The following is a 13120-nucleotide window of genomic DNA, read 5'->3' as shown; positions in this document are numbered from 1 at the left end:
GCGGGGCTCGCGCGGAACGGACGCAGATCGATGAGATGGCGCGCGCCGAGCAGGGCCATCAGCGGATGACCTCGACGCGTTTGACGCGCGAGGCATGGCCGCGCCGGATCACGACGTCGCGTCGCGGGACGCCGAAGTGTGCGGCGAGGGCGGCGATGACGCCCTCGTTGGCGGCTCCCTCCGCCGCGCGTTCGCGCACGTGCACGACGAGTCCTTCGGCATCCTCTTCGACGACCGGCCCTCGCCGGCTGCCGGGCTTGACGCGGATGGTGAGGAGCACGCATCCGAGAGTAGTCCTCTGCGCTCGCCACGGATGCCGTTCGCTGGTAGGCTATCGAGGTTGCCGTTAGATCGGCCGCGGATAAAGAGAGCTCACGCAGAAGGCGTCGGGCGCCGCGCAATGACGAGAAAGGGGATCCCATCTATGGCACTCGAGAACGACGTCAAGAAGGCGATCATCGAAGAGTACGCGACGCACCCCGGTGACACCGGATCCCCCGAGGTGCAGGTCGCGATGCTTACTCAGCGCATCAAGGACCTCACCGAGCACCTGAAGGAGCACAAGCACGACCACCACTCGCGTCGTGGCCTGTTCCTGATGGTCGGTCAGCGCCGTCGCCTGCTGGGCTACCTGCAGGACATCGACATCAACCGCTACCGCTCGCTCATCGAGCGTCTGGGTCTGCGCCGATAAGCCGCACCCGCGTATATCGCGCAAAACATTCTTGGAGGGCCGTCCCACGGTGTGGGGCGGCCCTCGGTGTTCCCCGCCTCGAGTCTCGCGGTCGAGCGGGGCGGGTCAGGCGGTCGCGGCGCGGGCGGCGACCAGGTCGGGGTGGTGGATCGCCGCGACGTCCGGGTGAGCGCGCAGCCGCGACTTCAGCGCGTTCTCGCCGTAGCGGCCGTGGATCGGGTTGTGCGGGTCGGCCGTGATGCCCTTCGCCTCGGCCGCGAGCTCGGCGGGCAGCTCCACGAGCGGCAGCCGGGCGTCGAGCCCGGGATTGAAGAAGAACGGCACCGAGATGCGGTCGTCGGGGAAGCGCGGCGAGATCACGCGGTGGTTCGTCGCTATCAGGTAGCCCTGCGTGGCGTATTCGAGCAGTTCGCCGATGTTCACGACGAACGCGCCGGGCACCGGCGGCGCGTCGATCCACGCACCCTCGTGCTCGACCTGCAGGCCGCCCTTGCCCGGCTCGACCCACAGCAGCGTCAGGACCCCGGAGTCCTTGTGCGCCCCGACGCCCTGCTGCGGTTCGGGGGCGTCCGTGCCGGGGTAGCGCACGATCTTGATCAGCGTCTGCGGGTCGGCGAAGGAGGCGTCGAACAGCTCGGCCGGTGCGCCCAGAGAATCGGCCCAGGCGTGCAGGAGACGGGAGGCGACGGCCGTCAGCGTCGCGTGCCACTCGGCGACGACCGTGCGGAGCCCCGGGAGGGCCTCGGGCCAGAGGTTCGGGCCGGTGAGGATGTCGTAGTCGTGCACGCGGTCGGTGACGGCCTCGCGCTCCGGGCCGATGTCGATCTGCTCCCGCCAGTCGACCCGGCCGCCGGTGAGCTCACCTCCCACGCGCGTGTAGCCGCGGAACTGCGGGCTCCGGACGTTCTCGATCGCGAGCTTGTCGGCCTCGGGCAGGGCGAAGAAGTCCCGGGCCGCCCGGAGCAGGCGCTCCTCCAGCTCAGGGGTGATCCCCGTGCCCACCAGGTAGAAGAACCCGACCTCGTGCGTCGCCTCGCGCAGCTGCTCGCGGAAGCGTGCGGCGGCATCCGGGCCCTGGTCGAGCAGGGAGAGGTCGAGGACGGGCAGAGAGGTCAGGCTCATGCTCCGACGGTAGGCCGGATGCGGCGGCCGTCGCCCGTTTGTGACGAATCGCGACGGCCGCCGTGCCCCGTCAGTCGAACAGCCCCGCGGCGAGATAGGACCCCTCTGCGGGGGCACCGGGGACGAAGAAGATCCCGGATCCGACGTGGCTGATGTACTCGTTGAGCAGGTCGGAGGCGCCGAGCCGGGACTGCAGCGCCTCGAAGCTCGCGGGGTCGTTCTGATAGCTGATGAACAGCAGACCCCCGTCGAGCATCCCGTACTGGTTGATGCCGTCCGTGTAGTTGTAGCCGCGGCGGAGGATCTTCACCCCGCCGTTGTTCTCGTGGGCGGCGAGCCGCACGTGCGCACGGGCGGGGATGACGGGCGCACCGGTGTCGTCGGTGGCCGCGAAATCGGGGGTGTCGAACTCGTCGGTGCCGCCGAGGGGGGCGCCGGAGGTCTTGTGCCGCCCGAAGACGTTGTTCTGATCGCTGATGCGGTCGGTGTCCCAGTTCTCGATCCGCATCTGGATCTTGCGCACGACCTGGTAGGTCCCGTGCTGCGTCCACGCGGGTCCGCCGCTGACACGTACGAAGGTCTCGTAGTCGTCGTCCGTGAAGATGTTGCGGGTGCCGTCCTTGAACCCCATGAGGTTGCGCGGCGTCGCCTGCCCGGCGCCGGCCGCGGCCCGGCCGAAGCCGACCACGGTCCACCGCGTGGCGGCGGTTCCCGCATCCTTGCCGGCGCGGGCGAGCGCCCGCACCGCGTGATACGCCACCTGCGGGTCGTCGGCGCACGCCTGCACCGACAGGTCGCCGCCGGTGAGCGCCGGGTCGAGCCCCCCGGTGGGGAGGGTGAGCTCGCGCAGCAGCGGGGGCTTCTGCGACGCAAGGCCCAGGCTGTCCCCGAACAGGCGCGGCCCGAGGCCGACGGTCACCGTCAGCGAGGCGGGGTCGAGGTCGAGCGCCTCACCCGTGTCGCCGCCGATCGCGTCGCCGCGCGACGGCTCGACCTGGCCGACGGTCTTGCCCGCCATGAGCTGAGCGATGTTCGCCGACCACCGGGCCAGGAGCACCTGAAGATCCTTCGCGGTCGAGCCCGTGAAGTCGAACGTCATGAAGACGCTGTGCCGCTGCACCGGGGTGCGGATGCCGGCCTGCTCGGCCGATCCGTAGAACGGATGCGTGCGCGAGAGGTCGATCACATCCCCCTCGGTGTCGGCGGCGGCCCGCACGGCATAGCCCGCGGCGCCGCCGCCGATGCCCCCGACCAGCAGCCCGCCCGCGGCGGCGGCCGAGAGCATGAGTCCGCGGCGGGACACCCCCGGGGCGGGGGCCTGGGCGTCCGGAGTCTGGTCGGGGGTGCTCATCTCAGGCCGTCGCCACCTTCTCGGCGATGCTCGACAGCGGCTCCTGCAGGGCCTGCACGGCCTTGCTCAGTGAGGCCGCGTCCGAGGCCTTCAGCTGCTCCGTCCACAGCTTGTAGCCGCCGAGCTGCGACGGGTCGCGGTAGGTGTCCAGGAGCGCCGTGACGGTGTCGAACTGGGTCTGCACCTGGGAGGCGAGGTTCGCGTCGATCTCCTTCAGCCCCGGCTCGAGGGCGGCGAAGGCCTGCTGCGCGCCCTCGACGTTCGCGGCGAAGTCGACGAGGTCGATGTGGCTGTACGCCTCCTCCTCGCCGCTGATCTTGGTCGCCTGCACCTCCTCGAGCAGGCCTGCGGCGCCGTTCGCGAGGTCCTCGGGGGCATAGGTGAGACCGCCGAGCACCGTCACGAGCTGGCCGGTGTGGGTCACCAGATCCGCCGCATAGGTCTTCGTCTGGTCGGTGATGGCCTGGTTCTGGAACAGGTCGCGTTCGATCGCGTGGAAGCCGGACCAGCCCACCGCCGGGTCGACGGGGGTCGACTCGCGCATGTCGATCAGGTAGTCGAGGTTGCCGGCGTTGTCGGTCGCGTCGAACCCCGGCAGCACGAAGCCGTCGACGTCCGTCTCGATCTTCTCGTAGAAGGGGCGGGCCTTCGCGTACGCGTCCTGCGCGGCGGCGAGGTCGCCGGAGTCGATCGCGCTCTTCAGGTTGCCCACGGCCGTGACCATGTCGTTGGCGACGTTGTTCGCGTAGGTCGCGTAGTCCGCGGCTCCCTGTTCGAGGAGGCTCTGCACGGTGCCGCCGGTCGCGGAGGCGGCCGTGCCGGTGACCGTGAACGGGATCTTCTCGGTCTCCGCTCCGGGGCAGTAGACCTCGTAGCTTCCGCCGTCCAGCGTCAGGGTGAAGCTCACGGGGTCGAGACCGGGGGCGAGGTTCTCCTTCTCGCCGAGGATGCGGTTGCTGCTCATGAGCTCGACCTCGGTGATCGCGGTGGAGCTCTTGTTGGTGACGGTGAAGGTCACGGGCCCCGCCGGCACGCTGTCGAAGTCGAGGGCGCAGGCGTCCTTGTCGCCGCCGGTGACGGTGATGTTCACCTTCGAGGCGCCGCCGGAGCTGGTCGGGGCGGGGGTCGCGCTGCCGCTGCAGCCGGCGAGGGTGATGGCTCCTGCGGCGAGGACGGCCAGGAGACCGGTTCGGGCGACGGATCTGTCAATCGATGGCATTGCTGTCTCTTCTCGGTTCGGTGAGGCGGGATTCTTCGGGTGGGGTCGTGGGCACGCCGAGCGCGACGCTGCGCAGGCGGCGGCCGGAGACGATGGCGGCGGCGAACAGGATGCCGGCGGCCAGGGCGAGCGCGAGCGGCACCTGGACTCCCCAGAGCGTGCGCTCGTCGAGGAACGCCTCCGCGGCGTCGAGGTGCATCGCGCGCGACTCGACGTCGGCAACCGTCCATCCGGCGGGCTCGCCGGAGCGGGGGTCCGTGCCGCCGACGGTGACGGTGCGCGGGGTCGTGAGCCCGCCGCCGCTCAGGGTCACGACCGCCTTCTCCGTCTCGGTGACCTGCAGCAGTGCGCCGCCCGCGACCCACGCGCCGCGCGTGAGCGTCACGTGCCAGGAGGCGGTGAAGGGGCCCGGCTGCTGGGCGCGGTTCAGCCCGATCGGCAGGGAGCCGCCGTTGAGGGCGGTGAGCTCGGCCAGCGTGAGGCTCGCGGGGGCGGCCGCCGCATCCGTGTCCTCGCTCCACTGCCACCCGAGTGCGTCGACGCCGGCCTGCTGGCCGGGCGTCGCGGCCGCCGGGTCGAGGGTGCGGGTCTCGGGCGCCGCGCCGTCCAGGGCGACCGTCAGCTCATCGCCGGACAGCGTCGCCGCGCCCACCGTCGACCCGGCGGCGTTCACGAGAGTCGCGTGGCGGAGGTCGTCGGACGCGGGCACGGCGAAGCCGACGGCGAGCGCGACGGCCGCGAGCGCCAGCACGCCGCCGAGTGCGGCCTGGAACACCGGAACCGCACGACCGCGCGGGCGCAGGCGTCGCGGCGCGTAGACGTACAGCGCGACCGGGACGAGGAAGGCGACCCAGCCGATCACCTCGATGAGCCGTGGATCGGCCGGGATGCCGAGCACGCCCGTGAGCAGCGCGGCCGGCACGGTTCCCGGCCGCACGAGCCAGGAGAGATCGGCGACCTGCTGCTGGCCGCCGAGGATCCATCCCGCCTCGTGGGCCGTGCGAAGCGTGGAGACGACGAGGCCCGCCGCGACGAGGATGAGGAACGCGCCGGTGATGCGGAAGAACCGCGAGAGGTCGAGCTTCACGCCTCCGTAGTAGATGCCGATGCCGATCGCGACGGAGGCGAGCACGCCGAGCACCGCGCCGAGGGCTGCGAGCGCGGTGTCGGAGGAGGCGGTGAAGGTCGCGAGGAGGAAGACGCTCGTCTCGAAGCCCTCTTTGAGGACGGCGAGGAAGGCCATGATCGCCAGGGCGAGCGCATGCCCGTCGCGCAGCGCGTCGCCGGCCTGCTCCTCGAGCTCCGCACGCATGCGACGCGCGTGGCCGTTCATCCACACGATCATCCCGGTCACGAAGAACACGGCGACCGCGCCGATGATCGCCTCCATGCCCTCCTGGGCCGCCTGGGGGAGTGCCTGCTCGACGAGCGCGAGGCCGACGCCGACGGCGAGGCTCAGGGCGACGGCGAGGGCGACGCCCACCCACATCGCCGTGAGACGACGGCCGTTGCGGCGCAGGAACGCGGCGATGATGCCGACGATGAGCGCTGCTTCGAGGCCTTCGCGCAGACCGATGACAAAGGTTGCGAGCACGGGGGTCCTGTCGGGCGACGGATGAAAGCTAGGTAAGGATAACCTATTCACCGATCCGATCCCGGTCGGGTGTGCGGCCGCATCCGTAACCGTGCTGCGGGGATTCCGGCCGACACGCCGCGACCGTCCGGGCGTGGTCGGTGTGTCGCCCACGATCCCCGCGGGTGCGGATGCGGCGCACGTCGGCGGGGCGGGGATATCCTGGCGTCCCGAGGGGAGGCCGATGGTCGTGATGGATGACGCGCGCGAGCGCGACGAGCACATCCCCGACCTGGACTGGCGCGTGTTCCCGCCGGGAACGCGGCGCGACGTGTTCCCGGCCCCCAGCGGCGGGCTCGCACGGGTGGTCGCCGGGCCGGAGGAGGCGCCGCGGGTCCTGCTCGTTCCCGGCGCCACGGGATCGAAGGAGGACTTCCTCCTCATGATCCCGCTGCTGGTCGCGGCCGGCTACCGGGTGGAGTCCTACGACCTCGCCGGCCAGTACGAGTCGGCGGGCGCCGGTCCCGAGAACCTCGTCCCGCCGCGCCCGCACTACGACCATCGGCTCTTCGTCGACGACATGGTCGCCGTCCTCGAGTCGGGGCGCACTCCCGCCCACGTCCTGGGCTACAGCTTCGCTGGCCTCATCGCGCAGCAGGCGCTCGTGGAGCGGCCCGAGCTCTTCGCGAGCCTCACCCTGCTCACCGCGCCTCCCGCGACGGGGCAGGTGTTCCGCGGCGTCAAGAGGATCGGGCGGCTCTCGGATGCCGCGGGTCCCCGGACGGGCGCGACGCTCATGCTCTGGGGAATCCGCAACAACCTCAACCGGGTGCCGCGGCAGCGGCTCGCGTTCGTGCGCGAGCGGTTCGCGCTCACCCGGAGATCCAGCGTCGTGGACATCGTGGGGCTCATGATGACGATGCCCGACATCGTGGATGCGGTCGCTGTCGCGCCCGTGCCCAAGCTCGTCGCCGCGTCCGCGCACGACCTGTGGCCGGAGGCGCAGTACCGCGAGTACGCGGCGCGGATCGGCGCGGCGGTCGCGGTCTACGACACGGGGCACAGTCCGTGCGAGACGGCGCCGCATCAGCTCGTGCGCGACATGCTGGCGCTCTTCTCGCGCGCCGGCGACGGGCGGGAATAGAACTGGCGCTCGCGCGTTACACCAGATACATTCATACGCATACAAACGGATGCGAGCCGCATCCGGGAATCGGGAAGACATCGTGAGTGACACGACCACTACGGCGCCCCAGGTCCAGTTCGGCCTGATGTCGGTCAGCGACATCACGCAGGACCCGACGACCGGCGTCACACCGAGCGAGGCCGAGCGGATCCAGGCGACCGTGACGATCGCGAAGCACGCCGAGGACGCGGGGCTGGATGTCTTCGCCCTCGGCGAGCACCACAACCCGCCGTTCTGGTCGAGCTCGCCCACCACGACGCTCGCCTACATCGCGGCCCAGACCGAGCGCCTCATCCTCTCGACCTCGACGACGCTCATCACCACGAACGACCCGGTGAAGATCGCCGAGGACTACGCGATGCTGCAGCACCTGTCCGGAGGCCGCATGGACCTCATGATGGGCCGCGGCAACACCGGGCCCGTGTATCCCTGGTTCGGCAAGGACATCCGCCAGGGGCTCCCGCTCGCGATCGAGAACTACGCGCTGCTGCGTCGCCTGTGGACCGAGGACGTCGTGGACTGGGAGGGCAAGTTCCGCACTCCGCTGCAGGGCTTCACCTCGACCCCCCGTCCCCTCGACGGCGTCGCGCCCTTCGTCTGGCACGGCTCGATCCGCACGCCGGAGATCGCGGAGCAGGCCGCGTACTACGGCGACGGCTTCTTCGCGAACAACATCTTCTGGCCCGCCGAGCACTACCAGCGCCTCATCGGCCTCTACCGTCAGCGCTGGGAGCACTACGGCCATGGTGCGCCCGAGACGGCGATCGTGGGGCTGGGCGGCCAGGCGTTCATGCGCAAGAACTCGCAGGACGCCGTGAACGAGTTCCGCCCCTACTTCGACAACGCCCCCGTCTACGGCCACGGCCCGGCCATGGAGGACTTCACGCAGATGACGCCGCTGACGGTGGGCTCGCCGCAGCAGGTCATCGACCGCTACGCCGGCATGCGCGAGCTCTTCGGCGACTACCAGCGTCAGCTGTTCCTCATGGACCATGCGGGTCTGCCGCTGAAGACGGTCCTGGAGCAGATCGATCTGCTCGGCGAGGAGGTCGTGCCGGTGCTGCGTCGCGAGTTCGCGACGAACCGCCCCGCGAACGTTCCCGACGGCCCCACCCACGCCGCCCGCGTGCGCGAGGTCTACGGCGACGGCCCGGCTCGCGAGGCCCGTCCCCGCGCCAACCGCGGCGACAACCTCACCGCCGGCTCGCCCTACCAGGACACCCCCACCCCCGCGGGTGCGGCGTTCGGCCTGGGCGGTGTCCGGTGAGCGCGCGTCGGATCGCCGTCGTCGCGGCGGGGCTGTCCAACCCGTCGTCGACGCGGATGCTGGCCGACCGGCTGCTGGCCGCGACCGCGCGCGAGCTGGGCGAGCGCGACATCCAGGTCGCCGCCGACACGTTCGAGCTGCGCGACTACGCGCACGACATCACGAACAACCTGCTCACCGGCTTCGCGCCCACCCCGCTCGAGTCGATGATCAACACGGTCGTGTCGGCGGATGCGCTGATCGCCGTCACGCCGATCTTCTCGACGAGCTACTCGGGGCTGTTCAAGTCGTTCATCGACGTGCTCGACCCCGACGCACTGCGCGGCAAGCCCGTCCTGATCGGGGCGAACGCGGGAACGCCGCGCCACTCGCTCGCGATCGACTACGCCATCCGTCCGCTGTTCGCCTACCTCCACGCCGACGCGATGTCGACGGGCGTGTTCGCGGCCTCCTCGGACTGGGGCGGCACGGGCGACGAGGTGGCGCCGCTGTCGGCCCGTATCGACAAGGGGGCGCGCGAGCTCGCCGAGGCGATCGCCCGTCGCGACCCCGCCACGTCCTCCGACCCCTTCGACCCGGCGAACTACCTCGGTGAGGGGCGCTCGTTCGGGCACCTGCTCGGCGGCCTCGCGGGGGAGTAGGCCACGACGCCGCGGGCGTCGCAGATCCACACGGATGTCGCCGCATCCGCGAAGGATCGTGCGACGCCCGCGGCGTTTCGCGACGGCGCGCTCAGGCGCGGCGCCGCGCTCGTCGCGCGAGCACCCGGTCGAGACCGAGCCCGATGAGCAGAGCGACCGCGACGGACACCACGATCGCGACGACGGGTCCGCCCGGCAGCACGGCGGCGACGACGGCGCCGATGACGGCCTGGTACGCGCTCCACGCGAGGGCGGCGCCCGCGGCGACGCCGAGGAAGCGGGGTGCCGAGACCCTCGTGGCTCCGGCCGTCAGGTTCACGGCGAGCCGTGCGAACGGGATGAACCTCGCCACGAACACGGTCGAGGCGATGCGGGCGTCCAGGCGGGCACCGGCCCACGCGAACGCGGCGGCGACACGGGGATGCCGCATCCACCGCCATCTGCGGATCCCGACGCGGCGGCCGACCAGGTAGCACAGCGCATCGCCGCAGAAGGCGGCGGTGCCCGCGACCACGATGACGGCCGGCAGCGCCGGCGCGCCGGTCGAGACCGCGAGCGCGCCGGCGGCGGTGACCGCGACCTCGCCGGGCACGATGACCAGGAACGAGTCGGCGAACACCAGGACCGCGACGCCGATCAGTGCCCACGGCCCCGTGGCGAGCGCGGCGGCGATCTCATCGGACACGCGGCGAGCCTCGCATTCCCGGGTGAACGGCAGCGGAACGAGCGGCCGCGACGGCCGCGGCAACGCGCGGGCGCACGGTCGGTGACGCATCGCGGAGCGTTCGGTTAACTCTCCGCGATCCGACGCCGCCGCCCCCACGGCGGGAGCGCGCGAGCGTCACGCTGGGAGAGTGAGAGTCGCGCTGATCGCCGAGTCCTACCTGCCCCACATGAACGGGGTCACCAACTCCGTCCTGCACGTCCTGCGCCACCTCGCCGAGAACGGGCACGAGGCGCTCGTCATCGCTCCGCGGAGTGCCGGCGCCGAGCCCGATGTCGGCGCGCGGACGGCGCTTCTGACCTCGCTGCCCTTCCCCTCGTATCCGCAGGTGCGGGTCGTGTTCGCGCGGGTCGCGCGCATCGCGGGGATCCTCCGCGAGTTCGGGCCCGACGTCGTCCACCTCGCCTCGCCGTTCGTGCTCGGCTGGCAGGGCGTTCTCGCGGCGGACGTCCTGCGCATCCCCTCCGTCGCGATCTACCAGACGGATGTCGTCGCCTACACCGAGCGCTACGGCCTCCCGCGGGCGACCTCGCTCGCCGCCGCCCACGTCGGCCGGCTGCACCGTCGCGCGACCCTCACGCTCGCGCCCTCCGCCGCCTCGGTCGCGCAGCTCGAGCGGCTCGGCGTGGACCGCGTCCGCCGCTGGGGCCGCGGCGTGGACGGCGACCTGTTCCACCCCGACCGCCGCGACGAGGCCTGGCGTCGCGCGGTCGCCCCCGGGGAGCGCATCGTCGGGTACGTGGGCCGGCTCGCACCGGAGAAGCAGGTGGAGGACCTCGCCGTGCTGCAGGAGCTCCCCGGCACCCGGCTCGTGATCGTCGGGGACGGGCCCTCGCGGCCGGCACTCGAGCAGGCGATGCCGCGTGCGCTGTTCCTCGGCCACCTGTCGGGCGCGGCGCTCGCCGGGGCGCTGGCCTCCTTCGACGTCTTCGTGCACCCGGGCGAGAGCGAGACGTTCGGGCAGACCATCCAGGAGGCGCACGCGAGCGGCGTCCCGGTCGTGGCGACGGGTCGTGGCGGCCCGGTCGACCTCGTGCGCTCCAGCGTGGACGGATGGCTCTACCGCCCGGGCGACCTCGGCGACCTCCGCGATCGGGTGAGCGACCTGCTGGGCGACGACGCCAAGCGCGCGGCGTTCGCGGCGGCCTCCCGCGCGGCCGTCGCGGGGCGCACCTGGCGGGCCCTGTGCGCCGAGCTGGTCGACCGCTACCGCGAGGCGTGCGCGCTGCGTCCGCTGGATGACGCGCTCCTCGTGCGCGGCGGCACGCGGCCGGAGCCGAACCCGCCCGCCCCGGCGGTGGGTCTCACCAGCTACGTCGCCCTCGGCGACTCGCTGACGGAGGGCCTGTGCGACGCCTCACGCATGCCGCACGGCGCGTACCGCGGATGGGCCGACCGGCTCGCGGGGCTGCTCGCGCAGACCTCGCGCGGGGCCGGGCCGTTCCGCTACGCCAACCTCGCGGTCCGCTCGCGGCGCGTCCGCGACCTCACGCTCACCCAGGTGCCGCGGGCGCTGGAGCTGCGTCCGCAGCTCGTGTCGATCCTCATGGGCCACAACGACCTCGTCGGACACCGCGCGGACCCGATCGCGCTGGCCGCCGAGCTGGAGCGCAACGTCGCACTGCTGCGGCGGGCCGGCTGCGAGGTCCTGCTGCTCACGCTGTTCCTCCCGCGCCGCCGGGCCTCCGCGCTCTTCGCGCGCCGCATCGCGGTGTACAACTCGCAGCTGCGCCGCATCGCACGCGCCCACGGATGCCGCATGCTCGACGTGGAGGCGCTCGCCGCCATCCGCGATCCCGACATGTGGGCCGACGACAGGGTGCATCTGCGCTCGCGCGGGCACCGCCTGATCGCCTACCGGGCGGCCGAGGTCCTCGGAGTGCCGGACGCCGAGGCGCTGGGAGACCTGGACGCGGCGCTGCACGACGACGAGCCCCACCCGGCCGGCTGGCTGCGGCGTGACGCGCTGCCGTGGGTGTGGCGACGGCTGCGGGGACGCACGGCGGGCGACGGGCTCGCGGCGAAGCACGACGGCTACGTCGAGCTGCCCCGTCCCGGCACGGCGCACCGGACCCGCGCGTAGCGGTCAGTACCAGCCGGTCGCCTGCGAGTGGCCCCAGGCGCCGCAGGGCGAGCCGTAGACGTCCGAGATGTAGGCCAGACCCCAGTCGACCTGGGTGTTGCCGTTGGTCCGCCAGTCGGCACCCGCGGAGGCCATCTTGTCGCCGGGCAGCGACTGCGGGATGCCGTAGGCGCCGCTGTCGGGGTTGTAGGCGTCCGCCCGCCATCCCGACTCGCGGTTCCACAGCAGGAGGAGGCAGGAGAACTGGTCGCCGCCCCAGCCGTAGCGCGACGCCATCGCACTGCGGGCGTAGGCCTGCGCGCCCGCCGGGTCCACCGTGACGCCGGTCGGCGCGCTGCCCCCGGAGTCGCCTCCGCCCGAGCCGCCCGAGCCGCCCGAGCCGGAGCCGCCCGAACCCGAGCTCCCCGCGCCGGAGCCGCCCGAGCCTGCGCCGCCGGACGCGGCGGCCGCCGCCTGCGCCGCCGCCTGTGCCGCGGCCGCCTGCGCGACCTGCTGTCCGAGCCGGTACTGCCGCTCGGTGTCGGCGGTCGTGTTCTTCAGGGCGGCCAGCTGCGCGTACATCGTCGAGACCTGGCCGCTGAGCGCCGCGACCGTGGTGGCCTCGCCGTCCGCCGCGGCCTGGGCCTCGGACGCGGTCCGGGCGGCCGTCTGCGCCGCGTCCCGGCGCGCCGTCTCGGCGACGACCGCCTGCTCCCGCAGCGATGCGGCGGTCGCGGCCGTGCGCTGCGCCTCGGCGACCTGAGCCGCCCACGTCGTGCTCAGCCGGTCCATCAGGCCCAGTCGGGTGAGGAGGGTCGCCGGCTCCGCGCTGGTGAGCAGCCGCGCGATGAGCGCGCTGTCCGCGCGGGTGCGGTAGAGGCCCGCGGCGATCGCGCCCAGCTGCGCGTGCGTGCGAGCGAGCTCCGCATCCGCCGCCGCGCTCTGCGTGTCGAGCGCGGTCGCGCGGGCGGTCGCGTCGTCCGCGGCGGCCCGGGCCTGCTCGGCGACCGCGGCCTTCTGCAGCGCCGTGGCCGACAGCGTCGCCGACTGCGCCTGCGCCTGGTCCAGCGCGCTCTCGATCCGGGTGACGAGCGCCTGCGTCGCGGCCTGGTTCGACCGGGCGTTCTGCACGTCGGTCCACGAGGGGTAGTCGTCCGCGGCGGCGGGGCTCGCCGGTGCGAGCAGCGCGAGTGCGAGCGCGACGCCCACGAGAGCCGCGAGACCGCGTCCCGTGCGGCGGTGGCGCAGCGGCGTGCGGGCGGTCATCCCGTCACGTTACCC

At 72.6% G+C, this 13120-nt stretch carries 12 protein-coding genes; 5 read left to right on the top strand and 7 right to left on the bottom strand.

The window, feature by feature from the left end; all coding sequences use genetic code 11:
* Nucleotides 1–58: 58 nt before the first annotated feature.
* Nucleotides 59–280, bottom strand: a complete 222-nt coding sequence (locus QE381_RS06315; protein WP_307216479.1) for a DUF167 domain-containing protein — start codon at nucleotides 278–280, stop codon at nucleotides 59–61.
* Nucleotides 281–424: 144 nt separating this feature from the next.
* Between QE381_RS06315 and rpsO the strand changes: the two genes are divergently transcribed.
* A complete protein-coding gene (gene rpsO, locus QE381_RS06310; RefSeq protein ID WP_137416542.1) occupies nucleotides 425–694 on the top strand; it encodes a 30S ribosomal protein S15 in 270 nt (89 codons plus the stop codon).
* A gap of 105 nt (nucleotides 695–799) precedes the next feature.
* On the opposite strand, the gene QE381_RS06305 is transcribed toward rpsO, so the two are convergent.
* The 4 genes from QE381_RS06305 to efeU all read right to left on the bottom strand — a co-directional run bounded on the left by QE381_RS06305 (nucleotide 800) and on the right by efeU (nucleotide 5980).
* A complete protein-coding gene (locus QE381_RS06305; RefSeq protein ID WP_307216475.1) occupies nucleotides 800–1816 on the bottom strand; it encodes an isopenicillin N synthase family oxygenase in 1017 nt (338 codons plus the stop codon).
* A gap of 70 nt (nucleotides 1817–1886) precedes the next feature.
* Complete coding sequence (locus QE381_RS06300) at nucleotides 1887–3167, bottom strand: Dyp-type peroxidase (RefSeq protein WP_307216473.1); 1281 nt, start codon at nucleotides 3165–3167, stop codon at nucleotides 1887–1889.
* A gap of 1 nt (nucleotide 3168) precedes the next feature.
* Nucleotides 3169–4386 (bottom strand): iron uptake system protein EfeO, encoded by a 1218-nt coding sequence (gene efeO / locus QE381_RS06295; protein WP_307216470.1) that lies wholly within the window; start codon nucleotides 4384–4386, stop codon nucleotides 3169–3171.
* The gene (efeU, locus tag QE381_RS06290; RefSeq protein WP_307216468.1) at nucleotides 4373–5980 is read right to left on the bottom strand and encodes an iron uptake transporter permease EfeU; all 1608 of its coding nucleotides are present in this window, start codon (nucleotides 5978–5980) and stop codon (nucleotides 4373–4375) included. The genes efeO and efeU overlap by 14 nt, the downstream gene beginning before the upstream one ends.
* Before the next feature lie 223 nt (nucleotides 5981–6203).
* Between efeU and QE381_RS06285 the strand changes: the two genes are divergently transcribed.
* From QE381_RS06285 to QE381_RS06275, 3 genes are all read left to right on the top strand, one after another.
* Nucleotides 6204–7103, top strand: coding sequence for an alpha/beta fold hydrolase (locus tag QE381_RS06285; protein WP_307220417.1), 900 nt, complete (start codon nucleotides 6204–6206; stop codon nucleotides 7101–7103).
* Nucleotides 7104–7185: 82 nt separating this feature from the next.
* On the top strand, nucleotides 7186–8412 hold the full coding sequence (locus tag QE381_RS06280; RefSeq protein WP_373426919.1) for an LLM class flavin-dependent oxidoreductase: 1227 nt from the start codon (nucleotides 7186–7188) through the stop codon (nucleotides 8410–8412).
* Nucleotides 8409–9053 carry an FMN reductase gene (locus QE381_RS06275; RefSeq protein WP_307216464.1) on the top strand — a complete coding sequence of 215 codons (645 nt, stop codon included), beginning with the start codon at nucleotides 8409–8411 and terminating at the stop codon, nucleotides 9051–9053. Before QE381_RS06280 ends, QE381_RS06275 begins: the two co-directional genes overlap by 4 nt.
* 91 nt (nucleotides 9054–9144) lie before the next feature.
* Here QE381_RS06275 and QE381_RS06270 read toward each other — a convergent pair whose 3' ends face one another.
* Nucleotides 9145–9738, bottom strand: coding sequence for a DedA family protein (locus QE381_RS06270; protein ID WP_307216462.1), 594 nt, complete (start codon nucleotides 9736–9738; stop codon nucleotides 9145–9147).
* A gap of 169 nt (nucleotides 9739–9907) precedes the next feature.
* Here QE381_RS06270 and QE381_RS06265 point away from each other — a divergent pair, with 169 nt between their 5' ends.
* Nucleotides 9908–11860: a GDSL-type esterase/lipase family protein gene (locus QE381_RS06265; RefSeq protein ID WP_307216460.1), complete on the top strand. Its 1953-nt coding sequence runs from the start codon at nucleotides 9908–9910 to the stop codon at nucleotides 11858–11860.
* Nucleotides 11861–11863: 3 nt separating this feature from the next.
* On the opposite strand, the gene QE381_RS06260 is transcribed toward QE381_RS06265, so the two are convergent.
* A complete protein-coding gene (locus QE381_RS06260) occupies nucleotides 11864–13105 on the bottom strand; it encodes a hypothetical protein (RefSeq protein WP_307216458.1) in 1242 nt (413 codons plus the stop codon).
* Between the last annotated feature and the right edge of the window lie 15 nt (nucleotides 13106–13120).

Origin of the sequence: Microbacterium sp. SORGH_AS_0888 (assembly GCF_030818905.1) — a bacterium.
Classification (GTDB): domain Bacteria; phylum Actinomycetota; class Actinomycetes; order Actinomycetales; family Microbacteriaceae; genus Microbacterium.
This window is presented reverse-complemented; position numbering and strand designations above follow the sequence as displayed.

Excerpts from the sequence above, each read along its gene's own strand:
- QE381_RS06285 (WP_307220417.1), top strand. The coding sequence starts at position 6,204 with ATGGTCGTGATGGATGACGCGCGCGAGCGCGACGAGCACATCCCCGAC.
- QE381_RS06300 (WP_307216473.1), bottom strand. The coding sequence starts at position 3,167 with ATGAGCACCCCCGACCAGACTCCGGACGCCCAGGCCCCCGCCCCGGGG.
- QE381_RS06260 (WP_307216458.1), bottom strand. The coding sequence starts at position 13,105 with ATGACCGCCCGCACGCCGCTGCGCCACCGCCGCACGGGACGCGGTCTC.
- efeO (WP_307216470.1), bottom strand. The coding sequence starts at position 4,386 with ATGCCATCGATTGACAGATCCGTCGCCCGAACCGGTCTCCTGGCCGTC.
- QE381_RS06305 (WP_307216475.1), bottom strand. The coding sequence starts at position 1,816 with ATGAGCCTGACCTCTCTGCCCGTCCTCGACCTCTCCCTGCTCGACCAG.
- rpsO (WP_137416542.1), top strand. The coding sequence starts at position 425 with ATGGCACTCGAGAACGACGTCAAGAAGGCGATCATCGAAGAGTACGCG.